General features: G+C 70.5%; 25 protein-coding genes. 11 read left to right on the top strand and 14 right to left on the bottom strand.

Going from position 1 to position 23,910, the window contains the following annotated elements:
* The first annotated feature begins 126 nt into the window (after positions 1-126).
* On the top strand, positions 127-603 hold the full coding sequence (locus tag FNH21_RS03215) for a MarR family transcriptional regulator (protein WP_206687021.1): 477 nt from the start codon (positions 127-129) through the stop codon (positions 601-603).
* Here the strand turns inward: FNH21_RS03215 and FNH21_RS03210 are convergent.
* The 11 genes from FNH21_RS03210 to FNH21_RS03160 all read right to left on the bottom strand — a co-directional run bounded on the left by FNH21_RS03210 (position 591) and on the right by FNH21_RS03160 (position 8,791).
* Complete coding sequence (locus FNH21_RS03210; protein WP_206687020.1) at positions 591-1,580, bottom strand: NADP-dependent oxidoreductase; 990 nt, start codon at positions 1,578-1,580, stop codon at positions 591-593. The genes FNH21_RS03215 and FNH21_RS03210 overlap by 13 nt on opposite strands.
* Before the next feature lie 158 nt (positions 1,581-1,738).
* Positions 1,739-2,575, bottom strand: a complete 837-nt coding sequence (locus FNH21_RS03205; protein ID WP_152812262.1) for an SRPBCC family protein — start codon at positions 2,573-2,575, stop codon at positions 1,739-1,741.
* 148 nt (positions 2,576-2,723) lie between these two features.
* Entirely contained in the window at positions 2,724-3,062 is a 339-nt protein-coding gene (locus FNH21_RS03200) for a hypothetical protein (protein ID WP_152812260.1), read from the bottom strand.
* A gap of 56 nt (positions 3,063-3,118) precedes the next feature.
* Positions 3,119-3,505 (bottom strand): nuclear transport factor 2 family protein, encoded by a 387-nt coding sequence (locus FNH21_RS03195; protein ID WP_152812259.1) that lies wholly within the window; start codon positions 3,503-3,505, stop codon positions 3,119-3,121.
* Positions 3,506-3,514: 9 nt separating this feature from the next.
* Entirely contained in the window at positions 3,515-4,405 is an 891-nt protein-coding gene (locus FNH21_RS03190) for a sugar phosphate isomerase/epimerase family protein (protein ID WP_152812257.1), read from the bottom strand.
* Positions 4,402-5,556 (bottom strand): DUF993 family protein, encoded by a 1,155-nt coding sequence (locus tag FNH21_RS03185; RefSeq protein ID WP_152812255.1) that lies wholly within the window; start codon positions 5,554-5,556, stop codon positions 4,402-4,404. The genes FNH21_RS03190 and FNH21_RS03185 overlap by 4 nt, the downstream gene beginning before the upstream one ends.
* Entirely contained in the window at positions 5,553-6,740 is a 1,188-nt protein-coding gene (locus FNH21_RS03180) for a Gfo/Idh/MocA family protein (protein WP_152812253.1), read from the bottom strand. The genes FNH21_RS03185 and FNH21_RS03180 overlap by 4 nt, the downstream gene beginning before the upstream one ends.
* A 155-nt stretch (positions 6,741-6,895) precedes the next feature.
* Positions 6,896-7,195, bottom strand: coding sequence for a hypothetical protein (locus FNH21_RS03175; protein ID WP_152812251.1), 300 nt, complete (start codon positions 7,193-7,195; stop codon positions 6,896-6,898).
* Between the two features lie 152 nt (positions 7,196-7,347).
* Positions 7,348-7,644, bottom strand: a complete 297-nt coding sequence (locus FNH21_RS03170) for a hypothetical protein (protein WP_152812249.1) — start codon at positions 7,642-7,644, stop codon at positions 7,348-7,350.
* 125 nt (positions 7,645-7,769) lie between these two features.
* Complete coding sequence (locus FNH21_RS03165; RefSeq protein WP_152812247.1) at positions 7,770-8,066, bottom strand: hypothetical protein; 297 nt, start codon at positions 8,064-8,066, stop codon at positions 7,770-7,772.
* Complete coding sequence (locus FNH21_RS03160; protein ID WP_152812245.1) at positions 8,066-8,791, bottom strand: GAF and ANTAR domain-containing protein; 726 nt, start codon at positions 8,789-8,791, stop codon at positions 8,066-8,068. Before FNH21_RS03160 ends, FNH21_RS03165 begins: the two co-directional genes overlap by 1 nt.
* Before the next feature lie 272 nt (positions 8,792-9,063).
* Here FNH21_RS03160 and FNH21_RS03155 point away from each other — a divergent pair, with 272 nt between their 5' ends.
* Entirely contained in the window at positions 9,064-9,288 is a 225-nt protein-coding gene (locus FNH21_RS03155) for a hypothetical protein (protein WP_152812243.1), read from the top strand.
* Positions 9,289-9,316: 28 nt separating this feature from the next.
* Here FNH21_RS03155 and FNH21_RS03150 read toward each other — a convergent pair whose 3' ends face one another.
* Positions 9,317-10,369, bottom strand: coding sequence for a LacI family DNA-binding transcriptional regulator (locus FNH21_RS03150; RefSeq protein WP_152812241.1), 1,053 nt, complete (start codon positions 10,367-10,369; stop codon positions 9,317-9,319).
* A 167-nt stretch (positions 10,370-10,536) separates the two neighbouring features.
* On the opposite strand from FNH21_RS03150, the gene FNH21_RS03145 reads away from it, so the two are divergent.
* From FNH21_RS03145 to FNH21_RS03135, 3 genes are read left to right on the top strand one after another with little or no spacing between them, the layout of a single operon-like run.
* Positions 10,537-11,721, top strand: coding sequence for a Gfo/Idh/MocA family protein (locus FNH21_RS03145; RefSeq protein WP_152812239.1), 1,185 nt, complete (start codon positions 10,537-10,539; stop codon positions 11,719-11,721).
* Entirely contained in the window at positions 11,718-12,713 is a 996-nt protein-coding gene (locus tag FNH21_RS03140; protein ID WP_191931566.1) for a DUF6807 family protein, read from the top strand. Before FNH21_RS03145 ends, FNH21_RS03140 begins: the two co-directional genes overlap by 4 nt.
* 9 nt (positions 12,714-12,722) lie before the next feature.
* Entirely contained in the window at positions 12,723-13,322 is a 600-nt protein-coding gene (locus tag FNH21_RS03135; RefSeq protein ID WP_152812235.1) for a maltokinase N-terminal cap-like domain-containing protein, read from the top strand.
* Positions 13,323-13,375: 53 nt separating this feature from the next.
* On the opposite strand, the gene ptsP is transcribed toward FNH21_RS03135, so the two are convergent.
* Positions 13,376-15,061 carry a phosphoenolpyruvate--protein phosphotransferase gene (gene ptsP, locus FNH21_RS03130; protein ID WP_152812233.1) on the bottom strand — a complete coding sequence of 562 codons (1,686 nt, stop codon included), beginning with the start codon at positions 15,059-15,061 and terminating at the stop codon, positions 13,376-13,378.
* Positions 15,062-15,180: 119 nt separating this feature from the next.
* Between ptsP and FNH21_RS03125 the strand changes: the two genes are divergently transcribed.
* The 6 genes from FNH21_RS03125 (at position 15,181) to FNH21_RS03100 (ending at position 22,842) form a co-directional block, all read left to right on the top strand.
* Positions 15,181-15,909 (top strand): TetR/AcrR family transcriptional regulator, encoded by a 729-nt coding sequence (locus tag FNH21_RS03125; protein WP_152812231.1) that lies wholly within the window; start codon positions 15,181-15,183, stop codon positions 15,907-15,909.
* Positions 15,910-15,971: 62 nt separating this feature from the next.
* Positions 15,972-17,963, top strand: a complete 1,992-nt coding sequence (locus tag FNH21_RS03120; protein ID WP_191931565.1) for a PTS mannitol transporter subunit IICBA — start codon at positions 15,972-15,974, stop codon at positions 17,961-17,963.
* A complete protein-coding gene (locus FNH21_RS03115) occupies positions 17,963-19,114 on the top strand; it encodes a mannitol-1-phosphate 5-dehydrogenase (protein WP_191931564.1) in 1,152 nt (383 codons plus the stop codon). The genes FNH21_RS03120 and FNH21_RS03115 overlap by 1 nt, the downstream gene beginning before the upstream one ends.
* Positions 19,115-19,249: 135 nt before the next feature.
* On the top strand, positions 19,250-21,814 hold the full coding sequence (locus FNH21_RS03110) for a rhamnogalacturonan lyase (protein WP_152812229.1): 2,565 nt from the start codon (positions 19,250-19,252) through the stop codon (positions 21,812-21,814).
* A 117-nt stretch (positions 21,815-21,931) separates the two neighbouring features.
* Positions 21,932-22,381 carry a BLUF domain-containing protein gene (locus tag FNH21_RS03105; protein ID WP_338403136.1) on the top strand — a complete coding sequence of 150 codons (450 nt, stop codon included), beginning with the start codon at positions 21,932-21,934 and terminating at the stop codon, positions 22,379-22,381.
* A gap of 29 nt (positions 22,382-22,410) precedes the next feature.
* Entirely contained in the window at positions 22,411-22,842 is a 432-nt protein-coding gene (locus tag FNH21_RS03100) for a DUF1801 domain-containing protein (protein WP_152812227.1), read from the top strand.
* A 78-nt stretch (positions 22,843-22,920) separates the two neighbouring features.
* Here FNH21_RS03100 and FNH21_RS03095 read toward each other — a convergent pair whose 3' ends face one another.
* A complete protein-coding gene (locus FNH21_RS03095; protein WP_152812224.1) occupies positions 22,921-23,904 on the bottom strand; it encodes an acetylxylan esterase in 984 nt (327 codons plus the stop codon).
* Positions 23,905-23,910: the final 6 nt, after the last annotated feature.

The raw sequence follows: 23,910 nt of genomic DNA, 5'->3' as shown, positions 1-23,910 counted from the left end.
CACGCACGCGACAGGAACCCTGCCGTGGGGGACCCCGGTATCCCGGCGGTATTCCGGGCGCCAGGCGGTCCCTTGGGGTGAAGGCACGTAACGTGGTGTGCTGCACCCCCAGGAAGCGAGCAGACCGTGTCCACCCGTGATCATCCCTCCGTCGCCCACGACTATCCCCTCAGCGCGGCGATTCTGGCGATGGGCCATGGCCAGCGGGCTCTCGCGGCGTCGTTCCTGGGCGGCCTGGGTCTCTTCCCCGGACAGGAACTCCTGCTCATGCAGTTGTGGGAGGAGGACGGACTGTCCCAGAAGGCGCTCGGGACGCCTCAGGGACTGGACCACTCGACCGTCGCCAAGTCCGTCCGCCGGCTCGAGGCCGGGGGACTCGTCTCCCGGTCGCGGTCCCCCCGGGACGGCCGGGTCACCCTCGTCCATCTCACCGAGGCCGGCCGCGCATTGCGCGGGCCGGTTACCGCAGCCTGGGCCGAGCTGCAGGCGGCTGTCGCCGCTGAGCTGACAGGTGCGGAACAGATCGACTTCCAGCGGCTGGCCCGGAAGATCCTGGTCGGGATCGACCGGGCGAGCGCCGGACGGGACCTTCAGAGCCCCTGAACCACGATCTTGCCGCGCAGGTGTCCACCCTCGCTGAGGCGATGGGCGTCGGGGAGTGCGGCGAAGGCGAAGGTGGCGGCGATCGGCGTCGAGAGGACTCCCTGCGCGGCGAGGTCGAGCGCGTCGGCGAAGCCGTCGGCCGTCAGTCGCGTGGGGTCCCCGGCCGCCACCGCGACGCCCAGACCCGGGGCCGTGAAGTCGGAGATGGTGATGATCCGGTCGGGCCCGCCCACGAGCTCGATGGCGGCGGGGATGAAGCCCTGGCCGGCGACGTCGAACACGGCGTCGACGCCCTGCGGTGCAGCAGCGCGGATACGCTCCACGACGCCATCGCCGTAGGCCACGGGAACCGCTCCGAGGGACCGCAGGTACTCGTGGTTCGCCTCACCGGCCGTCCCGATCACCGTCACGCCGTCGGCGACAAGGAGCTGGACCGCCATGCTGCCCACTCCTCCCGCGGCACCGTTGACCACCACGGTCTCGCCGGCGGCGATCCGCAACGGAGCGATGGCCCGGCGCGTCGTCTCCGCGCCGGTCGGAATGGTGACCGCGTCCTCGAGGCTCAGGTTTGCAGGCACGAGCGCGACGGCGTCCACGCGGCTGAGTGCGTACTCGGCGTAGGACCCGGTAGCGGCGAACCCGGCGACCCGGTCACCGACCTCGAAGCCCGCGACGCCGTCGCCCACGCTGTCGACGACGCCCGCGAGCTCACTGCCGATGACCGCGGGGAACGTGATGGGCATGACCTCTGCCATCCAGCCCCTGCGGATCTTCGTCTCGAGCGGATTGATCCCGATGGCGTGCACACGGATGCGTACCTCGCCGGGTCCTGCAACCGGCATCGGTACCTCGCGCAGCGAGAACGCGTCCTCGTCGCCGAAGCCGTCCAGCACGAGTGCTCTCATCGTCGTGGCGGTCGTGGCGGTCGTGGCGATCGTGACGGCGGAGGTGCTGGTGGTGCTGTCGTTGGCGTTCATGGTCTGCTCCCGGGTCGGTTGGCTGGTACCTCCCTCCAACTACGTGGCTGGCAACATAATTCCCGGACAGGTCGAGCACGCGAAGAGGACCGGACTCCCTCGGGAGTCCGGTCCTCTTCCGGCGTTGCGGTCCGTACCGCGTCTCTACCGGCAGGCGGCTACAGCGTGCCCCTGCGGTCGGTGCCGTTCCCGTCGAGGATGGTGCCGTCCTGCAGCCCACCGGTCTCGGACGGGACCCCGGTCCCGGGGATACCGTCGACGGCGGGGACGGGATCGACATCCACGACGTCGTCGTCCGCGACGATCGGCGTGGTCTCGGGCACGACCGGGGTGGTCTCGGGAACCACCGGTGCGGCGTCGACCACGGGCGTGACCTCCACCGTGGTGTCCTCGTCGTCCTTCTTGCCGGCTGCTGCTGCTGCGACTCCTGCAACCGCGGCGGCCGCGGCGACGCCCACTCCGGCAGCGACCTTGCCGGACACGCCGGCCTTGCCGCTGTCGCCACGCGACGAGTCCGCGTCCTCGACCGTCGGCGTTCCGCCGATGCCCGGGACGGTGCCGCGCCACGCGCCGGTGGCGTAGCTCTCGGACTCGATAAACTCCTTGAAGTTCTGCAGGTCCTTCTTGGCCTGGTTCTCGACGACGTTCAGCTTGTCGCCGACCTTCTCCACGAGCCCCTCGGGCTCGTACTCCAGGACGAGGTTGATCCGCGTGGTCCCGCCGAGGTCCTCGAAGGAGACGGTGCCCGCGTTGGTGGCACCCTCGGTCGCGGCCCAGGAGACCTTGCGATCGGGGACCTGCTCGACGACCCTGGCTTCCCACTGGCGGCGGATGCCGCCGATCTCCGCGACCCATTCCATGCGGTCGTCGCCGAGCTGGGTGATCTGCTTGACGCCGCCCATGAAGTGCGGGAATTCCTCGAACTGCGTCCACTGGTTGTAGACCGTGGTCACTGGAAGATTCACTACGACGGTTTCTTCGACCTTGGTGCTCATTGTGCCTCCCTGGCGTTGTGCGTGCGGTCGCCGACAAACATCATCAGCATGCTTAGCTTATGGGTTGGGCACGTGTCCCGCCAGTGTGTCACCCCGAAACAGGGGAGGGAGCCGCGAAGGTGCGGGAGGATCCACCCCCGCTCGGGAGTCAGGCGGTCGGGTGTCCCCACGCGTCGACGAACTCCTCGGCGTCCATGGTGCGCAGATCCTCGCGGATCAGAGCGGCGAGGCGCTCGTCCTCTCCCGGCTCGCTGGTGTGCAGCTGCACCAGTTCATCGTGCGACCCGCGGTGCCGCACCACGACGTGGCCCTGCGATGATTCGTCGACCACATCGAGGACCGCGGCCGCCAGGACCGCGGCGAAGCCCCGGAGACCCGGCTTCAGGGGCCTGCGCGAGGAGCTCGCGATCACCACCTCGTACAGATCCCGGGCCTTCGCCCCGGAGTCCCTTCCCTCGACCGCTCCGCTACCCGTCCCGGCACCCACGCCATCCCCCTTCGCCGTCACCGTCGATCGCTGCGTGGCCTGCCCTGCGGGCCGTCTCAGGGCAGATCGCCCACCTCTGCGTACTTCCGGCGCCAGTCGCGGCCTTCCTCGCCGCCGTACATCGTCCAGTACTCGCGGCCGGAGGTGATGACGTCGTCGGCGACGGTCCAGAAGGAGATCACCCGGAAGACGCCCACGTCCTCCTGCGGGACCTGCACCTCCGAGACCACCGCCTCCCCGGCGTCGTACACGTTGAGGACGTCGATGCTCCAGCCGTTCGGGTGCTCGGAGTTCACGGCGACCATGTTCGCGCGTCCCCGGATGATCTCGCGCGTGACCGGCCAGAAGACCTCGACATCCTCGGCGAGGGTCCGTCCGACGGCCTTCCAGTCCCTGCTCCAGACGGACTGCCAGTACTGCCGCACGACCTCGGTGGATTCCATACGCCGATGCTACCGGCGCGCGCCCGCAGGTCGGGCGAGGTCGGGTGCGACGGCCCGCTGGAAACCGTCGATCGTCCGCTCGACGGCGGTGGCGGGAGCGGTGTCCCAGATCTCCTGGTTGAAGATCTCCACCTCGACATCGCCCGCGTAGCCCGCGCGCTCCACCTCGGCGGTGATCCCGGGGAAATCGATGATGCCGTCCCCGGGGTAGTGGCGGGAGAGCAGCACGTCCGCCTCCAGGGGAGTGCGCCAGTCGCACACCTGGTAGCTCGCGATCCGGTCCTCGCGCCCTGCGCGGGCGATCTGCGCCGTGAGGCCCGGATCCCACCACACGTGGAAGGTGTCGACCACGACGCCCACCACGGCGGGATCGAACGGTGCGGCGAGATCGAGTGCCTGTCCCAGCGTCGAGATGACGGCCCTGTCCGCGGCGTACATGGGGTGGAGCGGCTCGAGGGCCAGCCTCACCCCTGCGGCGCGTGCTTCCGGCGCGAGCTCGGCGAGGGCGTCCCCGACCATGGAGCGGGCGCCGGCGATGTCCCGCGATCCCTGCGGCAGGCCGCCGGCGACCATGACCAGGACGGCAACCGACCCCGGGGCGCCCGCGGCGGCGAGCTGCGCGGTCTCCTCGATGGCCCGCCGGTTGTCGTCCATTGCGGTGCGTCGGGCAGGTCCCTCGGGCACGGTGAAGAACCCTCCGCGGCAGAGGCTCGAGAAGCGGAGCCCGGAGCCGGAGAGGAGCCGGACGGCCTCGGGCAGGGAGGCGGCCTGCACCGAGTCCCGCCACAGTCCGATGCTGCCGATCCCCGCAGCGGCGGTGACCTGCAGGGCCTCGGCAAGCGGCGCGTACTTGATGGTGGCCTGGTTGATGGACAGCCGAGGATCCGGCGCGTGGGTCATGCCGGGACCCCGCTGACCGTCAGGAGCCCGTGCCAGCGCTCACGGGCGAGCTCCGGCTGCTCGAGTCCACCGCAGTCGTTCGCGAGCCGGACGATATCGGAGAGGTGCGGCAGGCTGCGGGCCGCGTGCAGTCCGCCCACCATCCCCACGCCGGGCTGGTGCCCGTTGAGCCAGCTGAGGAACGCCACGCCGGTCTTGTAGTAGAACGTCGGCGTGCTGAAGATCTGGCGGGACAGCGCCTCGGTCGGCCCGAGGATGCGCTGGTACGCGTCGTGATCGCCGGCGTCGAGCGCCTGGACCGCCGCGGAGGCGTGCGGGCCGAGGGCCGCGAAGGCGCCGAGCAGGGCGTCCGAGTACCCCGAGGAGTCGCCGCCGATGAGCGAGACGTAGTTGAAGTCGTCGCCCGTGAACATACGCGTCGGCGCGTTCAGCTGGGCGCGGACCGCACGCTCCGAGTCGGCGTCCAGCAGGCTCATCTTCACGCCCGCCACCTTGTCCGGGGCGTTGGCGATGATCTTCAGGAGGGTCGAGGATGCGGCGTAGGTGTCGGGGGATCCGAAGTAGCTGCCGAGTTCCGGGTCGAACGCGGCGCCGAGCCAGTGGAGGATCACCGGGGCGCCGGCGGCGGCCAGGACCTCGGCGTACACGCGCTCGTAGTCCTCCGCGCAGCGCGCCGCCCTCGCCAGGTGGCGGCTCGCCATCAGGACCACCGACGCGCCGGCGTCCTCGGTCAGGTGCAGCTGGTGCTTGTAGGCGTCGACGACGCCATCGAGGGTGATGACGGCATCGTCCACGTGATCCGTGTTCACCCCGACCACGAGGCCACCGCCCACGGCCTGCGCCTCGGCGGCACTGCGCGTGATCAGCTCGCGGGTCGCGGCGGCATCGAGCCCCATGTTCCGCTGCGCGGTGTCCATCGCGTCGGCCACACCCAGCCCCCAGGACCACAGGTGGTGGCGGAAGGCGAGGGTGGCGTCCCAGTCGAGGTCGGCGGGAGCGCCCGGGACGTTGTCCGCCGTCGTCCGCGGCACCACGTGGGCGGCAGCGTAGACGGTGCGGCTCGCGAGGGGCGCCGTCGGCCTGACGAACGACGGCGCGGCGTTGAGTTCGACGGCGGAGGTGCGCCCCGCCGCGTCGACGAGCGTGATCATGCGGAGGCGACCGCATCCTCGAGGGGGAGCGCGGTGGTGCGGACGTCCTCGAGTTCGAGGCGCCGGCCCGAGCGCGAGCTCTCCAGTCCCTGCTCCGCGAGGTACATGCCGCGGGCGCCCGCGAGGAAGTCGTACGGGTGGGGGCCGTCCTCGAGGACGTGGCGGAGGAAGTCCTCCCACTGCGTCTTGAAGCCGTTCTCGAACACCTCGTTGGTGGGGACGTCGATCCAGTCCGCGTCGTAGTCGTGGGTGTCCTCCAGATCGGGGTTCCACACGGGCTTCGGTGTGGCGTTGCGGGGCTGGATCTTGCAGCCGAACAGCCCCACGACGGCGGAACCGTGGGTGCCGTCCACCTGGAACTGCACCAGTTCGTCGCGGTTCACACGCACCGTCCAGCTCGAGTTCAGCTGGGCCACGATGCCGCCCTCGAGCTCGAACACGGCGTACGCGGCGTCATCGGCGGTGGCACGGTAGGGCCGGCCCTGTTCGTCCACGCGCTCGTCGATGTGGGTGACGGCACGGGCGTACACGGACTCCACCCTGCCGAACAGGTTCTCCAGGACGTAGCTCCAGTGCGGGAACATGTCGACGACGATCCCGCCGCCGTCCTCGGCCCGGTAGTTCCAGCTGGGACGCTGGGCATCCTGCCACCCACCCTCGAAGACCCAGTAGCCGAACTCGCCGCGGACCGAGAGGATCCGCCCGAAAAAACCGGAGTCGATGAGGCGCTTCAGCTTCTGCATGCCCGGCAGGTAGAGCTTGTCGTGCACCACGCCGTTCTTGATGCCGGCGGCCTCGGCGAGGTTGGCGAGGTCGAGGGCGTCCGCCGCCGTCTCCGCGGTGGGCTTCTCGGTGTAGATGGCCTTGCCCGCGGCGATCGCCTTGCGGATGGCGGCCGAACGCGCCTTGGTCACGAGGAAGTCGGCATAGACCTGCCACGTCGGGTCCGCGAGCACGCTGTCGAGGTCGGTGGACCAGTGCTCGATCCCGTGCTTCGCGGCGAGTTCCGCCAGCTTGGCCTCGCTCCGGCCGACGAGGATGGGCTCGACCTGGACGCGGGTACCGTCCGAGAGCAGCACCCCGCCCTGCTCGCGGATGGCGAGGATGGAGCGCACCAGGTGCTGCCGGTACCCCATGCGCCCGGAGACGCCGTTCATGATGATCCCGATTGTCCTCGTTGACATTGATGCTCCTTGGATTGCGGCGCGGCTGCTGGTCCCAGCGCCTTTGGAAAACGCTTACCGCGAGTGTAGGTCAAGATCGTGGGAGCAGCAATAAGCCTGATTCCGGCGGTGTGGCGCAACAGCCGGGGCAGCAGTACCCGGAGGCGGAGAGCGCGTCAGATCCCCGGGTCGGGCCGGCGCGGGATCTCACGCCGGGTGCACTGATCCGGACGTACCCAGGCCTCGCGGGCTATCGAGAACTCGATCCACTGGGCCAGCACGGCGGTCTGCGTCCACGCCATGGCGAACCCGCGGACGGTCTGCCGCGACCCGTTGGGGTACTCGAGGTCCACCCAGAGGGCGGGCGCGGGTGGGACGGACTCCGTGATGCCCTCGGCGGGCGTCTCGAGCTGCACCGGCGGGAGGAACTGGTGTGTGGTGGGCGGCAGCCCGTGCCATCCGGCCGCCTTAGCCACGGCGTCGTTCCGTCGGCTGTGCTCCGCATCGGATCGTGTGCGGCGGTGCGGCCGGCAGGCCGGGCGGGCTCGACGGCGGTCCCGTGCTCGTCGTCGTCCGGTCCATGGCACCACTGTACGAGTGGGTGGAAGCCGGCAGTGGGAGGGGGCCGTCAGGCGGGGTGGGCGGTCCGCGTGGCCAGGTCCCGTCGCCGGCAGCGCGCGGCCTCGACCCACGCCTCCCGCGCCCGCGAGAACTCGATCCACTGCGCCAGGACGGCGGATCCGGTCCATGCCATCGCGAAGCCCTTCATGGTCCGCCTCGACCCGTCCGGATAGTCGAGGTCCACCCACAGCGCCGGCGACGTCGGCGGCTCGGTGACGGGCCCGCCCGGCGTGTCCAGCTGCAGGGGAGGGATGTAGCGGTCAGCGCTCGGTGGGATGCCGTGCCACCCCGGTCGTTCGGCCATGCCACGAGGGTACGCCGCTGGTCCGACACCCTGGCAGGGCCGTCCGGTGTCCCGCCGTCGGCCGGGTGCCGCTCGCCGGGACCGGTGGTTCCGATCAGCGTCGTCCAGCCCGGGGCGGGACGGCGCTACTGCTCGGCGTCGTCCTCGGAACCGGTGTGGGCCCGGACCAGGTCGTCGCAGAAGCGCGCCCTCCGCCTCGGCGGCAGGTCGTCGACCATTTCGTTCACGGCGAGTGCGAGCAGATCGCACTCGAGCGGCGGCAGGGGGATGAGACCGGCCAGGTACGCCTCGACCTCGTACTCCTCGACCTCGCCGCTGAGCGAGAAGTAGTGCAGCCACACCTCACCGGTCGAGAAGCCGGCCTCGACGATCGCGGCGTTGATCGATGCGCGCTGCTCCTCTGCGTAGGGAAATCCGGCCACTACGCGTCACTGCCCTCGGAGGTACCGTGGCCGTTCACGATCTCCGCGGTGAGCCGGCGGAACGGAATGCCGGTGCTGCGGGCGCGGGCCGTCAGGGAGGCGAGCGCCTCCGCCTCCGTCAGGCCCTCACGCTGCATGATGATCCCCTTCGCGATGCCCACGAGGTCGCGCGATCGCAGGGACTCCCGGAGCTCCCTGCTGATGCGCGTGGAGGTATCGGTGGTCTGCACATGTCCGAGCAGCGCCGAGGCCGCCACGGACAGACTGCGGAGCCGGGTGCGGTCGGACTCGTCGAAGGCCGCCGGGGTGGTGGAGTAGACCTTCATGGCGCCGATCGCATCGCGTCCCCGCATCAGCGGAACGCTGAAGCAGGCCCTGATGCCGGCGGCGTCCGCGGCGACGTTCCACGCCGGGAAGCGGCTGTCCGAGGCGGTGTCCTCGACGGTGACGGGCGACCGGGTGGACCAGGCCGTCAGGCACGGGCCCTCACCCAGGCTGTACTGGAGGTCGTCGGCCGTGCGCACGAGGGCGTCGGTGGCACCGACGCTGGTGCGCTCCGCGTCGTGGATGAGGGAGACGCCGGCGCCGACCGCGTTCGGCGTGGTCTCCTGCGCGACCTGCGCGAGGAGGTCCACGGCGTGCTGCGCGGTCTCCTGCGTCAGCGTCAGGCCGCGGATGCGGCCCAGGGTGGCACCCAGCTCACTGGAGAGGGGAAAAGGATCCATCAGTAGCCTCGAACGTCATGCCAGGCTTGATCCTGGCGCTGCGGGCCTTCTGCTAGACCACGATCGCGCGTTTCCGGCGATCAGCTGACCCCATCCTAGCCGTGCAGGTGCCGGCACCCGCAGCCGCTGGGAAATTACTCCCCGATAACCGCCGGCGTCTGGTTAGGATTGTCGCGACGACGCCACGGTCGCCGTGCCCACGGTCCCTCACCGATGGAATGGACGTGTCGGCGTCGTGCCGTCCATCCATCGAGTGTGAGGTGCTCCGCGCCATGACGAATGACGATTTGCAGAAGATCCGCGTGGCCGCGGCGGACAAGGAGGACGTCGAGTTCGAGCTCGACCGTGCCGAGCTGGTCCTGCAGGAGGCCGTGGCAGAGGCGCTCGTCCACGGTGAGGACATCGCCGTCGTCGCTGAGCTGGCGGAACTCCCGGTGGAGGACGTCGCGAAGCTGGCGGCGCAGGAGGCGACCCCGGGTTCCGTCCTGCCCTTCTGACGGCATCCGGCCGGGGAAAGGGGGCGCACTACCGCGGCGGAGTGCTCTCCCGGATGATGGTCTCCGTGGGGATCGCGCCGGGCCCCGCCGGACCGCCGGTCGCAGCGCCGTCGCGGGCGGTGCCCGTGGCGAGCCGGAGGGCGCGGCGTCCCACGTCCTCGAGAGGGATCCGCACCGTGGTGAGCGCGGGCGTGATGTCACGGACGGTCGGGATGTCGTCGTAGCCGGCCACACCGATGTCCTGCCCGGGCACCAGGCCCGCGTCGCGCAGCGCCGAGACGACGCCCACGGCCATGACGTCGTTCACCGCGAAGATGAGGTCAACGGTGGCACCGGTGGCCAGGAGTTCCTGCGTGCCGCGATAGCCGCCGTCCCGCGTGAAGTCGGCGTGGATGATGCGCTCGGCCGGCAGCTGGACCCCGTGCTCCGCGAGCCCGGCCGTGAAGCCGGCGAGCCGCTCCTGCGCGGTCCTGATCTCAGCGGGCCCGGCGATCACGGCGACGTCCCGGTAGCCGAGGCCGGCGAGGGCGACGGCGAGGTCCCGCGCGCCTCCGCGGTTGTCGAGCAGCACCGTTGCGAACGGCGCCGCGTCCTGGCTGATGAAGGCGACCTTGCCGCCCGTGTCCTCGAAGGAGGACAGCTCGGCGCGCAGGTGCTCCTCGAAGGGCGATCCCGTGGTGCGGGACCCCGCGAGGATCATGACCCGGGGGCGCTGGCCGCGGAGGGCCCGGACGGTGTCCAGTTCGCGCTGCGAGTTGCGGCCGGTCACGGCGATGGTCACCACGAGGTTCTCCTCGCTCGCGGCGTCGATCACCCCGGCGGCGATGCTCGAGAAGTAGGGATCGGCGATGTCCGCCACGAGGAGCGCCACGGTGGTGGTGCTGCCCTTGGCCACCGCCTGGGCGAACAGGTTGGTGGTGTAGCCGAGCCGTTGCGCGGCCTCCACCACGCGGAGCCGGTAGGACTCGTTCACCTTGCGCGCACTGCCGTTCAGCGACCGGGACGCCGTAGCGAGGGAGACACCTGCCTCGCGGGCGACGTCGTGCAGCGTCGCAGGACTCTTGCTGGCCGGTGCCGACATCGCTCGTACTCCTGGGGTCCGGGCGCCGGCCGTCCGGCCGCGCCCTGGTGGGTCTTCCGCGTCAAAGGGCCATTCTTGCACGGCGTCAGGCCTGCTTTCCGGGGCCGGTAAGCGCTTTCTCTGCTACTGTTCCGAGAACCGTACTGCCGACCGACCAGGGAGGATCCATGCCTCAGCCCGTCCCGATCGGAGCACCGGCACCGTTCGCCGACTCCCCCGGATCCGGCAGTGCCGGTGGCTCGGCCCCGACGCTCCGGGCCGCCATCCTGGGAACGGGCGGCGTGGCGCATCTTCACGCAGCCGCGCTCGCGGGCCTCGACGGGGTGGACCTCGTCGCAGCCGCGGACCCTTCCGAGCAGCACCTGACGGCCTTCGCCGACGCCTACGGCGTGCCCTCCCGGTTCTCCTCCCTCGGGGAGCTCCTCGCCGCGGGCGGCGTCGACGTCCTGCACATCTGCACGCCGCCCGGCGGTCATGCCGAGCAGACCGCCGCCGCCGTCCGCGCGGGTGCCCATGTCGTCGTCGAGAAGCCCGCGGCCCTGAGCCTCGAGCAGCTCGACACCATGCTCGACGCCGCCCGCGCCGCCCGGCGCGGACTCGCCGTCGTGTTCCAGCAGCGGTCCGGGTCGGCGGCTGCCAGGGTCAAGGAACTGCTCGACTCCGGTGTCCTCGGCAGGCCGCTGTCCGCGCTCTGCCAGACGCACTGGTACCGCGCGCCCGAGTACTTCGCCGTGCCATGGCGGGGCACCTGGGCCACGGAGGGCGGTGGCACCACCCTCAGCCACGGCAGCCACCAGATCGACCTCCTCGCGTACCTCCTCGGCGAGTGGGAGTCGGTGCACGCGACGCTCTGGCGGCAGCAGCACGACATCGAGACCGAGGATCTGTCGCACGCATCGCTCGTCTTCGCCTCCGGGGCCGTGGCATCCGTGGTCACCACCGTCCTGGGGCCCCGGCAGTCGAGCCTCATCAGGATCGACACCGAGCACGCCACCATCGAGCTGGAGCATCTGTACGGGCACGCGCACGCGGACTGGACCATCACCCCGGCCGCCCATGTCGACGAGGAGACGTCCTCGGCGTGGGTCCTGCCCGAACTCGAGATCCCCAGCGGGCACGACGCGCTCCTCGCCGACATCTACGCGTCACTGGGCTCCGGTAACGGTATGCCCCCGATCGTGTCCCACCCGAGCCGGGCGCTCGAGATCGTCACGGGTATCTACGCCTCGGCGCGCGAGGGTCGCTGGCTGACCCGCGCGGACCTCGCCGACCCGGCGCTGCGGGGGCCGCTGGCCGCCCCCGTCACCGATGGAAGGCGCCGCGCGGACGGGGCCGGCGGGACGACGGCGTGAGTGCCTCCGTTCCCCTCTCGGTCGGCGGGCGCCCGGCCGGGCTCCTGCACGACGGCACCGACGAGCCCACCGACCACTCACCACGCCCCTTCGTCCACCCGCTCCTCACACCGGGCGGCGTGACGGTCTCCGGCGACCGGCCGTCCGACCATCCCTGGCACCACGGCCTGGGAATCGCCCTCTCGACCGTGACGGTGGCCGGGCAGGCCCACCCCGTCAACCTCTGGGGAGGGCCCACCTTCCTGCGCGGCGAGGGCTACGTCCAGCTGCCGAACAACGGTGTCCAGCAGGTCCGCTCCACCGACGGTCGTTCCGCCGACAGCCGTTCCTCCGACGCCACTGAAGACCGCGTGCGGCAGCAGCTGGTCTGGCGGGCGGCGGACGGCGCCGAGGTCCTCGCCGAGGAGAGGATCTGGTTCGTGGATGCCGTCCGGGCCCGCGGCGTCGACTGGTTCCGCACCACGGTCAGCAGCCGCTGGACCAACACCGGCGGGGGCGGCCTGGCGTTCGGGAGTCCGACCACGTCGGGACGGCCCGATGCCGGCTACGGCGGGTTCTTCCTGCGGCTGGCGCAGACCTTCGACGGAGCGACCGTCCTCGGCGCCCCGGATCCGAGCCCCGCGGGTGACCCGCACCGGGACGCCGGGGGAGTACGGCCGCCCCCGCCCACCGCCGTCGAGCTGGACGAGGCGGAGGCCATGGGGCGCTCTGGCCCGTGGCTCGGCGTCCGTTCGGCGACAGCGTCGGTGCTCATGGTCCCCGGGCGGGGTGGCCACGGCGGACCGGTGCCCTGGTTCGTGCGGACCACCGGTACGCCGATGCTCTGTGCGGCGCCGTTCTTCCACGAGGAGGTCGCGCTCGCTCCTGCGGCCACGGTGGAGTGGGCCTGGTCCGTCCTCGTCGCCGACGGTGCCGTCCCGGGCGCGGCCTTCGCGGCGGCGGCGCGGGTGCCGTTCCCGGCGGTCGGCCCGACGGATCCGCTCGGCACCTAGGCTGGGCGCATGGCCCTCATCCACGACGTCACCCTGCGCCCCTCCAAGCTCGAGCTCCTCGTCGGGTGGCTGCCGCAGCAGCCCTGGGCGTCCGGGCTGTCGGGGGCACCGGACCGCGTGGCGTCCTTCCGCTTCGACGATCCCGCGGGAGAGGTGGGCGTGGAGACCCTGCTGATCGGCGTGGGGCCGGATCTGCTCCAGGTACCCCTGACCTACCGTGGCGCGCCCGTGGATGCGTGGACCGGGCACCTCGTGGGCACGCTCGATCATCCCGCACTGGGGCAGCGCTGGGTGTACGACGGCGTCGCCGATCCCGTGTACCTCGCGACCCTCGCGGGCGCGGTGTACGACGGCGCCCCGCAGGCCGAGCAGTTCCGTGAGGTCGAGGGCCGGCGGATACCGATCGAGCCCACCCTCACGCTCGGGTGGTCGGAGGGCGGGGACCGCCGCGTGGAGCCCGCTGTGGGCGGGACCGTCGCCCGCCTGGAGACGGCCCGCGGGCCCGTGCTGCTGTTCCGTGTCCTCGACCCGCGCGCCGAGATCCTCGGCCGGACAGCTCTGCTCGCCTCACGGGAGGACTGGACGGTGCAGCTCGCAGCTGCAGTCTAGGCGACGGCGAAGGACCGCGGGGCGCCGCACGCGCCCCGACCGCCGTCCCGGGGCTAGAGGCCGAGCTTGTCGAGCACCGGCAGTTCGGCCCGTGCGCGGGTCTTCGCCTCGGCCGCCGTCGGGGCGGCGACCGCGATCCCGGCGATCCGCTGGGCGTCGGCGAGCGTCACGCTGGCGAGCACGGCGCCCACCCCGGCGAGGGCGCGCGGCGTCATCGAGAGCGTCGAGACGCCGAGCCCCACGAGGACGACGGCGAGAGCGGGATCCGCCGCAGCCTCGCCGCACACACCCACGGGCTTGTCGTGACCCTCCGCGGCAGAGCCCTGGACGGTCAGCTGCACCATGCGGAGCACCGCGGGCTGCCACGAGTTGTTGAGTGCCGCGAGTGAGCCGAGCTGGCGGTCGGCCGCCATGGTGTACTGCGTGAGGTCGTTGGTGCCCAGGCTCGCGAAGGCCACCTCACCGAGGATCGCCTCCGCCATGACCGCGGCGGAGGGGACCTCCACCATGACGCCCGGGGTCTGCAGGCCGGCGGCGGCGCACATCCGGGCGAAGTCGGCGGCTTCCTCGGCGGTCGAGATCATCGGTGCCATGACCCACACGTCGGCGGTGGCCTGGGCGGCGGCATCGGCGATCGCCGCGAGCTGGCGCTCGAGGACACCCGGGGAGGTGAGGTCGGTCCGGTAGCCGCGGACGCCGAGGGCCGGGTTCGGTTCGGAGGCATCGGTGAGGAAGGGCAGCGGCTTGTCGGCGCCCGCATCGAGCGTGCGCACCACCACCTTCCTGCCGGGGAAGGCGTCGAAGACACCCTTGTACGCCTCGATCTGCTCCTCGGCCGTCGGTTCCGTGTCGCGTTCGAGGAAGCAGAACTCCGTGCGGAGCAGGCCCACGCCCTGGGCGTTCGCCTCGGCGGCCTTGACGGCGTCCTTGGCTCCGCCCACGTTGGCGAGCAGCGGGACCTCGTGGCCGTCGGAGGTGATGCCCACGCCGTCGAACACGGTGAGGGCGGCGGCCGCCGTCCTGTAGGCCTCGGCGGCGGCTTCCTCCTCCGCGCCGGGATTCAGGGCGATGGTGCCCGCGGCGCCGTCCACGTAGACCACGGCGTCCTTCTCGATCCCGTCGACACCCGTCGCGGCGACGACGGCCGGCAGGCCCAGTGAGCGCGCGATGATCGCGGTGTGGGACTGCGGACCGCCACCGGAGGTGACGAGGGCGAGGACCATGGCGGGATCGAGCGTGGCGGTGTCGGCGGGGGCGAGGTCCTCGGCGACCAGGACGAAGGGCGTGTCGGAGGAGGGGATGCCGGGGGCGGGCAGGCCGCGCAGTTCGGCGACGATCCGCGCCCGGACATCCAGGACGTCGGCCGTCCTCTCGGCCATGTAGCCGCCGAGGTTGTGGAGCATCTCGGCGACCGAGGCGCCGGCCTCCCAGACGGCGCGGGCCGGGGACGTCCCCTTGGTGATCAGCTTCGTCGCGGACTTCAGCAGCATGGGGTCCGCGGCCATGAGTGAGGTCGCCTGGAGGACGGCCTTCGCATCGCCCTTGGCGATGCCGGCCCGGCGCTTCAACTCCTCCTGCACCGCCTTCGACGCGGTCTTCAGCGCGGCGATGGCCTCGTCCGGAGCGTCCGGGGAGTCGTGGCGTTCACCTGCGGGAGGTTCGCTGACGGGTGTCGGCATGTGACGGACGGGTCCGATCACGCGTCCGGGACTGACTCCGACCCCTGCGAAATTCTCCATTGAACGTCCTCGTTTCGTTGCCGGTGGTGATCTCGGTCTAACACCATTGTGCCGCCAGGCGCAAAGACCTCGTGTGAGCCACTTCATATAACAGTGCTATAGGTGTTACGGTAGCAGGCATGAAAAAGGTAGGCGAACCCGCGCCTAAGACCAGGCTGCTCAAGGCCGCCGCGGCATTGCTCGCGGAGTCCAACGGCGAGCCCGTCTCGACCCGGCAGATCACGGAGGCCGCCCGGGTGTCGGCGCCGACGCTGTACCACCACTTCGGTGACAAGGAGGGCCTGTTCGACGCCGTCGTCGCGGAGGGCTTCTCCGAGTATCTCGACGGAGAACGATCCCTCCCCACCTCGGGCCAGCCCATCGAGGACCTCCGGATGCACTGGGATAACCACGTGCAGTTCGGGCTCGACCACCCGCATCTCTACCTCGTCATGTTCGGGAACATCCGCCCGGAACGCCGTCCGTCGATGGTGGCGAGTGCCGAGGCGTTCCTCGAGGAGGTCCTCGCCCGCGCCGCCGAGGCGGCCCGCCTCGTGGTCTCGCCCCACGAGGCTGCGCGGAGCATGCTCGCAGCCAACATCGGCGTCACGCTGATGCTGATCGCGGAACCGGCCGCCAAACGCAACCTCGAGCTCTCCGCCATGACACGGGAGGCCGTGATCTCCGCGGTCGCCACCGATTCGGAAGCGGACCCGGTGACCGACACCGAGGGGACGCCGTCGGTCGTCGTGGCCGCGATCGCCCTCAACGCGGCGCTCCAGTCCTCGCATCCGGATCAGCTCTCCAGTTCGGAACTCAAGCTCTTCCTCGAATGGCTCCAGCGGATCTCCAGCAGATCCGGGACCTGACGCGCTTCACCCACCACCCATCCCTCCCGGCAGAGTTGCGGGGACAACGGTAAGGAAAGAATGTGGCAATACAAGTAGAGGCACGATCCGGAACCAGTACCCGGGTCCGCGTGCAGAAGTTCGGAGCCTTCCTCTCGGCGATGATCATGCCCAACATCGGTGCATTCATCGCGTGGGGCCTGATCACGGCACTGTTCATCGAGGCCGGGTACTTCCCCGTGGGCGTCCTCGGCGGCTTCGGGGAGAACGCGGCGGGGGATCCGAACGTGGGGCTCGTCGGCCCCATGATCACCTACCTGCTGCCGCTGCTCATCGGCTACACCGGCGGCAAGATGATCTACGAGACCCGAGGCGGGGTCGTCGGTGCCGCGGCCACGATGGGCGTGATCGTCGGGACGAGCATCCCGATGTTCATCGGTGCCATGATCATGGGCCCGCTCACCGCCTACCTGATGAAGAAGCTCGACTCCATCTGGGACGGCAAGATCCGCCCCGGCTTCGAGATGCTCGTCAACAACTTCTCCGCGGGAATCTTCGCGGCGATCATGGCGGTCTTCGGCCTGCTGGCCGTCGGCCCCGTGGTGACCCTGTTCAGCGACGCCGCGGGCAGGGGCGTGGACTTCCTGGTCAGCAACGGCCTGCTGCCCTTCACGAGCATCCTGATCGAGCCGGCGAAGATCCTCTTCCTCAACAACGCCATCAACTACGGCGTGCTCACACCCCTCGCCACACAGGAGGCCACCGAGACGGGGAAGTCGCTGCTGTTCCTGCTCGAGGCCAACCCCGGCCCCGGTCTCGGCCTCCTGCTCGCCTACGCGATCTTCGGCCGCGGCATGGCCAAGGCCTCCGCTCCCGGCGCCATCATCATCCAGTTCCTCGGCGGCATCCACGAGATCTACTTCCCCTACGTGCTCATGAAGCCCCTCATGGTCCTCGCCGTGATCGGTGGCGGCATGGCCGGTATCTTCACGCTCGTCCTCACGGGAGCCGGCCTGCGCTCGCCCGCGGCGCCGGGCAGCATCATCGCCGTCTACGCGGCGACGGCGTCCGACAGTTTCGTCGGCGTCACGCTGTCCGTCCTCATGGCGGCAGCCGTCAGCTTCCTCATCGGCTCCGTCATCCTCAAGACCTCGAAGTCCTCGGACGACGACGACATCTCGGGTGCCGCAGCCAAGATGGAGGGACTGAAGGGCAAGAAGAGCTCCGTCGCCGGGAACTTCGCGTCCTCGTCGGCCACCGACGGTCCCATCCGCTCCATCGTCTTCGCCTGCGACGCCGGGATGGGTTCCTCCGCCATGGGCGCCTCGGTCCTCCGCAACAAGATCAAGGCCGCCGGCTTCCCGGACGTCAAGGTCACTAACTCGGCCATCGCCAACCTGAAGGACGACTACGACGTCGTCGTCACGCACCAGGACCTCGCCGCGCGCGCCGAGCCCCTGACGCGGAGCGCCACGCACGTGGCCGTCGACAACTTCATGAACAGCCCGCGGTACGACGAGATCGTCGAACTGGTCCGCGCCAGTGCGGCGGCCGAGGGCGGCGTCGACCCGAAGGCCCCGATGCCCGCAGCAGCGGCATCCGAGGTCGACGACGTCAGCCACGGCGACGCAGCCGCGGGCGGCAACGACGTCCTGGCCGAGGAGAGCGTCGTCCTGCACGGCAGCGCCACGACCCAGGAGGACGCCATCAACGAGGCGGGCCGCCTGCTGGTGGATCGCGGCGCGGTGGATGCCACCTACGTCGCCGCCATGCACGAGCGCGAGAAGTCGGTCCCGACCTACATGGGCAACTTCCTCGCCATCCCGCACGGTACCAACGCGGCGAAGGACCTCATCAGGCGCTCGGCCGTCTCGGTGGTGCGCTACCCCGAGGGCATCGACTGGAACGGCAAGCAGGTGAAGTTCGTGGTCGGCGTCGCCGGCGTCAACAACGAGCACCTGTCCATCCTCTCCGCGATCGCCCGTGTCTTTTCCGACAAGGACCAGGTGGCCAAGCTCGACGAGGCCACCTCGGTGGACGAGGTCCTCGCCCTCTTCGGAAAGGTCAATGCGTAGTGAAGGCAGTACATTTCGGTGCCGGCAACATCGGACGCGGCTTCGTGGGGCTCCTGCTCCACGAAGCCGGGTACGAGGTGGTCTTCGCCGACGTCGCGGACGCCCTGATCGACCAGTTGGCCTCGACGCCCGGCTACGAGGTCCATGAGGTCGGTGAGGAGCCTGCTGTGAAGACGGTGGACAACTACCGCGCCCTCAACTCGCGCTCGCAGGAGGAGGAGGTGGTCGCGGAGATCGCCTCGGCCGAGATCGTGACCACCGCCGTGGGACCGAATGTCCTGAAGTTCCTGGCCCCGGTCATCGCCCGGGCCATCGCACAGCGCGACGCCGCGTCGGCACCCCTGCAGGTCATGGCCTGCGAGAACGCCATCAACGCGACGGATCTCCTGCGGCGCGAGGTGGAGCAGGTCTACGACGGTGCGGACCTTCCGGCCCGCGCGGTCTTCGCCAACACGGCCGTCGACCGGATCGTCCCGAACCAGGCCGAGGGCCAGGGTCTCGACGTGACGGTGGAGACCTTCTTCGAGTGGGTCATCGACCGCACGCCGTTCGCGGGCCGGGCTCCGGAGATCCCCGGGGCCACCTATGTGGACGACCTCGCCCCGTACATCGAGCGCAAGCTGTTCACGGTGAACACCGGACACGCCTCGGCCGCCTACTTCGGCTACGCAGCCGGTGTGGACAAGATCGCCGACGCGATGGCGGACGAGGGGATCGCGGGCAAGGTGCGCGCGGTCCTCGACGAGACCAAGCAGCTGCTGGTGTCGAAGCATGGCTTCGACGAGGCGGAGCAGGAAGCGTACGTGCAGAAGATCCTGCGCCGTTTCACGAACCAGCACCTGCCGGACACGGTGGTGCGTGTGGGACGAGCGCCGCTGCGGAAGCTGAGCCGTCATGAGCGCTTCGTGGGACCGGCTGCCGAACTGGCGGAGCAGGGCGTCCACCCGGCGGCCCTGCTCGAGGCGATGCGGGCGGCGCTGACCTTCACGGCGCAGGACGATCCGGAGGTCGCGGCGCTGGCCGAGATCCTCGCATCGCAGGCCCCGGACCAGGCGACGACGTCGATCACCGGCCTCGAGGCGGATCACCCGCTGTACGTCCCGGTGCGGGACCTGATCGCGCAGCACGCTCCGGGGCACCACCCGGCGTAGGGCCCGGACCTGCACCGCAGGGAAGGGGGGAGGGGGCGGCTTCGGCCGCCCCCTCTTCGCGTGCCTGCCCTTGACGGATCCCCGGGGGACTCCTAGCGTGTTAAGGAAAGCGTTTTCCAAACAGAGGATTCAATGATGAGTTCGGTACAGAAAACAGCACGGCCCGTCTGCGTCGCCCTGACCGCCGGAGTCCTCCTCACCGCCGGCCTGTCGGTCCCCGCCCTCGCCCAGGGTGGGGGAACGGCGAATGGGGCACCGATCGGCGGGGTCCAGCTCGAGTACCTCGACCGCGGGCTGGTGGCCGCCGCCACGCCGCAGGGCGTCTTCCTCAGCTGGCGCCTGAGTGCCACCGAGGCGGCGGAGGGAGCAGCCGGCGCCGGCGGACCCGACTTCACGGTCTACCGGGACGGACAACCGATAGCGACGGTCACGGACAGCACGAACTTCCTCGATCCCTCCGTCATCGGGCCCGCCGCGGCGGGTGCTGCGCGCTACAGCGTCGCCGCCGTCGTCGACGGACTCGAGGTGTACCGCAGCGCCGAGGTTGCGCCCTGGGCCCAGGCATACACCGACCTCCCGCTGGACAGACCGGCCGACGGCGTCACGCCGGCAGGGGAGGCCTACACCTATGCGGCGAACGACATGAGCGTCGGGGACGTGGACGGTGACGGTTCCTACGAGTACTTCGTGAAGTGGGACCCGTCGAACTCGAAGGACGTGTCGCAGGTCGGGTACACGGGCAACACCTACATCGACACCTACGCCGCGGACGGCCGGCTGCTCAGCAGGATCGACCTCGGGGTGAACATCCGCTCCGGCGCCCACTACACGCAGTTCATGGTGTCCGACTTCGACGGCGACGGGCGCTCGGAGCTGATGCTGAAGACGGCGCCCGGAACGAAGACCAGCACCTACGGCCCGGACGGCGGCGTGCTGTCCGAGGAGTACGTCACCCTCCCCCAGGCAGACGTCGCGGCAGGCTTCGGCGACACCGACGACTACCGGCTGAGCGCCGCCGGGTACTACGAGCACGTCGTCGATCTCTTCTCCGGCTGGCAGGACCACCCCGAGGTGGCCGCCGGGAACTGGCCCGCCACGCTCGAGGAGGCCTTCGGGATCGAACCCCGGTACGAGTACCCGCTCTCCGACGCCGACGCGCGGGCCATGGCCGACTACTTCATGGACGTCTACGCCCCGTCCCGCAGTGCCCGCAACAACCTCCGCGCGTTCGAGGGCTTCATCGTCGACGGACCCGAGTACCTGAGCGTGTTCGAGGGGGCCACCGGTGCCGAATTGGAGACCGTGCCCTACGAGCCCGGCCGCGGTGACGACGGCCTGATGTGGGGCGACTACGCGATGGCGCGGATCGAGCCGGGCAACCGCGTGGACCGCTTCCTCGCGGGCGTGGCCTACCTCGACGGCGAGAACCCGTCGGCCGTGTTCGCACGCGGCTACTACACGCGGGCCACCGTCGTCGCCTACCGCTGGGACGGCGAGCAGCTGACGCGCGACTGGGCCGTGGACTCGGGCCACGTCCCCATGTCCAACCCCTTCAACGACGGACCGCACGGTGGCACGGGCACCAGCCCCGACTTCGGGACCCTCACCGGGCAGGGCTTCCACTCCCTGAGCGCTGCCGATGTGGACGGCGACGGGCGCCAGGAGATCGTTTACGGGAGCGCGACCATCGACGACGACGGCTCGCTCCTCTACAGCTCCTTCGACGCCCTCCCGGCCGGGAGCTCCGCTCCGGGTACGGTGGCGAAGCTCGGTCATGGCGATGCGATGCACGTCACGGACATCGACCCCGACCGCCCGGGCCAGGAGATCTTCTCGGTCCACGAGGGCGCCACGGGCGCGCCCTACGGATGGGCCATGCGCGACGCCTCGAACGGCGAGGTGCTCTTCGGGGGGTACACGGGCAAGGACACCGGACGCGGCATGATCGGTGACGTCGATCCTGCCGTCCGGGGCCTGGAGAACTGGGCCGTCGGACTCCGCTCGGCCTCGGGCACGCTCCTGCAGCCCACCGGGTACGGCACCAACATGAGTATCCGCTGGGCCGCGGACGGCACTACGCAGCTCGTCAACGGCTCGGGCAACCAGACCCCCACCATCGACGACGCACGCCGTGGCCGGCTGCTGACGGCGACCGACACGCGGACCAACAACGGGACCAAGGGCAACCCGTCGCTCGTCGCCGACGTGTTCGGTGACTGGCGCGAGGAACTCCTCGTCCGGACGGCGGACAGCTCGGCGATCAGGATCTTCACGAGCACCGAGGTGACGGACCGCAAGCTGTACACGCTGATGCACGACCCCCAGTACCGCGCGGAGATCGCCCGGCAGAACACGGCCTACAACCAGCCCGCGTACACGAGCTTCTACCTCGCCTCCGATACCGACCTTGCCGCGGTGCCGGTACCGGACGCCTTCCTGCTCGGCGCCCTGCCGGCCCTGCAGCGGCAGCTCGAGGAGTTCATCGTCTCCGGCCGGGTCACCGGGCCGGCCGTGCAGCAGCTCCGCGCCCCGCTCGATCAGGCACAGCGCGCGGTGGACCGGGACCAGGCGGGCCAGGCCGCTCGTGCCCTGGAGAAGTTCATCGACCGGCTGGGCAGGGACAAGCCGGGCTCGGTCGAACGGCAGGCGCGCACCATGCTGGAGCGCTCGGCGACCCTGGTCCTGCCGACCCTGCACTGACGGGGCGGACGGAGACGTCCGGCAGGGCCGCGTGCGGACGGGTACGCGGCCCTGCCGGATCCATGCCCGGAGGAAGTGGCTCGTTCCACGCCGTGATTGTCGGTTAGATTGACAGGTGTGACCAACGCTTCCCGTGACCTGCTGTCGATCGTCTACTCCAGCAGCGCTGCTCATCCCTACGACGACGAGGGCCTCGGCGCCCTGCTCGCGCTGTGCAGGGCGAACAACGCCCGCAACGAGCTCACGGGCATGCTGCTCTACCGGAACGGGCGTTTCCTGCAGGTCCTCGAAGGGCCGGAGGACCAGCTGCGGCGCCGGATGTCCATCATCGCCGCGGACCCCGAGCACACGGACGTGCGGGTCCTGTTGCAGGAGACCATCGACGAACGCCAGTTCCCCGACTGGACGATGGGCTACGAGCCCGTGTCGGAGACCCTCGAGGAGGACGTGCCGGGCTACCGCAGCACGTTCTCGGATCTCGAGCGCGAGCAGGAGCCCACGCACTCCCTGCAGGCGCTCAAGGAACTCATCCGCTGGTTCCAGGACCGTGCCGTCCAGCTGCGCTGATGGTCCCGACGGCGGCGGAGTCCTGACCCATGGCCGATCCCGTCGCGCGACCCACCGCTGAGGACCCCGCGGCTTTCCTCGCGGCCGTCCAGCACCCCGTCCGCCGCAGGGACGGGGTGGCGCTCGCCGCCCTGATGGGCGCGGTGACCGGTGCGCCCGCCACGATGTGGGGACCCTCCATCGTGGGCTTCGGCTCCTACCACTACAGCTACGCCTCCGGTCACCAGGGTGACGCCGCAGCCGTCGGGTTCTCCCCGCGGAAGGCGCACCTCGTCCTGTACGGACTGACCTACGGCCCCGGCGCGGGGGACTTGCTCGCGCGCCTCGGGAAGCACCGGCGTGGAGCGGGATGCCTCTACGTGAACACCCTGGCCGATGTCGACCCGGGCGTGCTGCGGCTCCTGGTCGCGGGCGGTTACGACCACGCGACGACGGTCCTGCACGTGCCCCGGCAGTCCTGAGGACCGCTCGCAGCGCGCAGGGGCGGACTGCGAGCGGTTCCGCGGGCTCACAAGGGGTGCGCGACGGAGGACGGGGGGTCAGCCGCCCATGATCTCGCGGACGAACGCCAGGTGCTCGACGTCCTGGAAGGCGCCGCCCTGCTCGTGTCCGTTGTACGGGTAGACCTTCATCCGTGCAGGGCCCGCGTAGTGGTTGTGCGCCGCGAAGACGCACGACGGCGGGCACACGTCGTCGAGCAGTCCCACGGAGAACAGCGCGGGCATGGTGCTGCGCGCGGCGAAGTTCACGCCGTCGAAGTAGCTGAGCGTGCGGAAGACGGTGTCGACGTCGTTGCGCCTGGTCCCGAGGTATCTCGAGATCTCCGCGTAGGGCGCCGTGTCCACGATCTCGGTGGCGCGTCGCATGTGCGCGAGGAAGGGGACGTCGACGATCGCCCCCACCGGAGGGGTGCCGTTCACGCGCTGGGTGAGAGCCGCCGTGGCGAGGGTGATGCCCCCGCCCTGACTCCCGCCCGAGATGACGATCCGTGCCGCATCGACGGCGGGGTGGGCCTGCGCCGCCGACACGGCATGCACCGCATCCACGAAGAGCCGCCGGTAGTAGTAGGTGTCGGGTTCCTGGATGCCCAGGGTCATGAAGCCGCCGTGGTGCGGCCCGGCCAGGGGGCCGTCCATGGTGTCCCCGGTCCGGTGTCCGGCCCCCTGCCCGCGGAGGTCCATCACGAAGTGGGCGTAGCCGGCGCTCGGCAGGCCCGTCCACTCGCCGAGGAGGCCACGTCCGCCGCCGTACCCGATGTACGTGATGACCGTCGCCAGCGGGCCCTCCACGTGCCGGGGCCGCAGCAGCCAGCCTTTCACGGGCTGCCCGTCGAAGCCGGCGAAGGTCACGTCCTCGGTCACGAGCTGCGAATACCCGGCGTCGACCTCCACGAACATCGGCTGCGCCCTGTGGACGCGCTGTCCGTCGAGCGTGCGGTCCCAGAAGGAATCGAAATCAGTGGGCTCGTCCCGCTCGGGGCGGTAGCGCTGCAGATCGGCGAGCGGCATGTCGAATTGGGGCATGGGGTG

Origin of the sequence: Arthrobacter bussei (assembly GCF_009377195.2) — a bacterium.
In the GTDB taxonomy this organism is placed as follows: Bacteria; Actinomycetota; Actinomycetes; order Actinomycetales; family Micrococcaceae; genus Arthrobacter_D; species Arthrobacter_D bussei.
This window is presented reverse-complemented; position numbering and strand designations above follow the sequence as displayed.

Coding starts and splice junctions, on each gene's coding strand:
- FNH21_RS03185 (WP_152812255.1), bottom strand. CDS start 5,556: ATGATCACGCTCGTCGACGCGGCGGGGCGCACCTCCGCCGTCGAACTC.
- FNH21_RS03100 (WP_152812227.1), top strand. CDS start 22,411: ATGGCCGATCCCGTCGCGCGACCCACCGCTGAGGACCCCGCGGCTTTC.
- FNH21_RS03150 (WP_152812241.1), bottom strand. CDS start 10,369: ATGTCGGCACCGGCCAGCAAGAGTCCTGCGACGCTGCACGACGTCGCC.
- FNH21_RS03170 (WP_152812249.1), bottom strand. CDS start 7,644: ATGGCCGAACGACCGGGGTGGCACGGCATCCCACCGAGCGCTGACCGC.
- FNH21_RS03195 (WP_152812259.1), bottom strand. CDS start 3,505: ATGGAATCCACCGAGGTCGTGCGGCAGTACTGGCAGTCCGTCTGGAGC.
- FNH21_RS03160 (WP_152812245.1), bottom strand. CDS start 8,791: ATGGATCCTTTTCCCCTCTCCAGTGAGCTGGGTGCCACCCTGGGCCGC.
- FNH21_RS03155 (WP_152812243.1), top strand. CDS start 9,064: ATGACGAATGACGATTTGCAGAAGATCCGCGTGGCCGCGGCGGACAAG.
- FNH21_RS03145 (WP_152812239.1), top strand. CDS start 10,537: ATGCCTCAGCCCGTCCCGATCGGAGCACCGGCACCGTTCGCCGACTCC.
- FNH21_RS03205 (WP_152812262.1), bottom strand. CDS start 2,575: ATGAGCACCAAGGTCGAAGAAACCGTCGTAGTGAATCTTCCAGTGACC.
- FNH21_RS03210 (WP_206687020.1), bottom strand. CDS start 1,580: ATGAACGCCAACGACAGCACCACCAGCACCTCCGCCGTCACGATCGCC.
- ptsP (WP_152812233.1), bottom strand. CDS start 15,061: ATGGAGAATTTCGCAGGGGTCGGAGTCAGTCCCGGACGCGTGATCGGA.
- FNH21_RS03190 (WP_152812257.1), bottom strand. CDS start 4,405: ATGACCCACGCGCCGGATCCTCGGCTGTCCATCAACCAGGCCACCATC.
- FNH21_RS03180 (WP_152812253.1), bottom strand. CDS start 6,740: ATGTCAACGAGGACAATCGGGATCATCATGAACGGCGTCTCCGGGCGC.
- FNH21_RS03125 (WP_152812231.1), top strand. CDS start 15,181: ATGAAAAAGGTAGGCGAACCCGCGCCTAAGACCAGGCTGCTCAAGGCC.
- FNH21_RS03135 (WP_152812235.1), top strand. CDS start 12,723: ATGGCCCTCATCCACGACGTCACCCTGCGCCCCTCCAAGCTCGAGCTC.
- FNH21_RS03095 (WP_152812224.1), bottom strand. CDS start 23,904: ATGCCCCAATTCGACATGCCGCTCGCCGATCTGCAGCGCTACCGCCCC.
- FNH21_RS03110 (WP_152812229.1), top strand. CDS start 19,250: ATGAGTTCGGTACAGAAAACAGCACGGCCCGTCTGCGTCGCCCTGACC.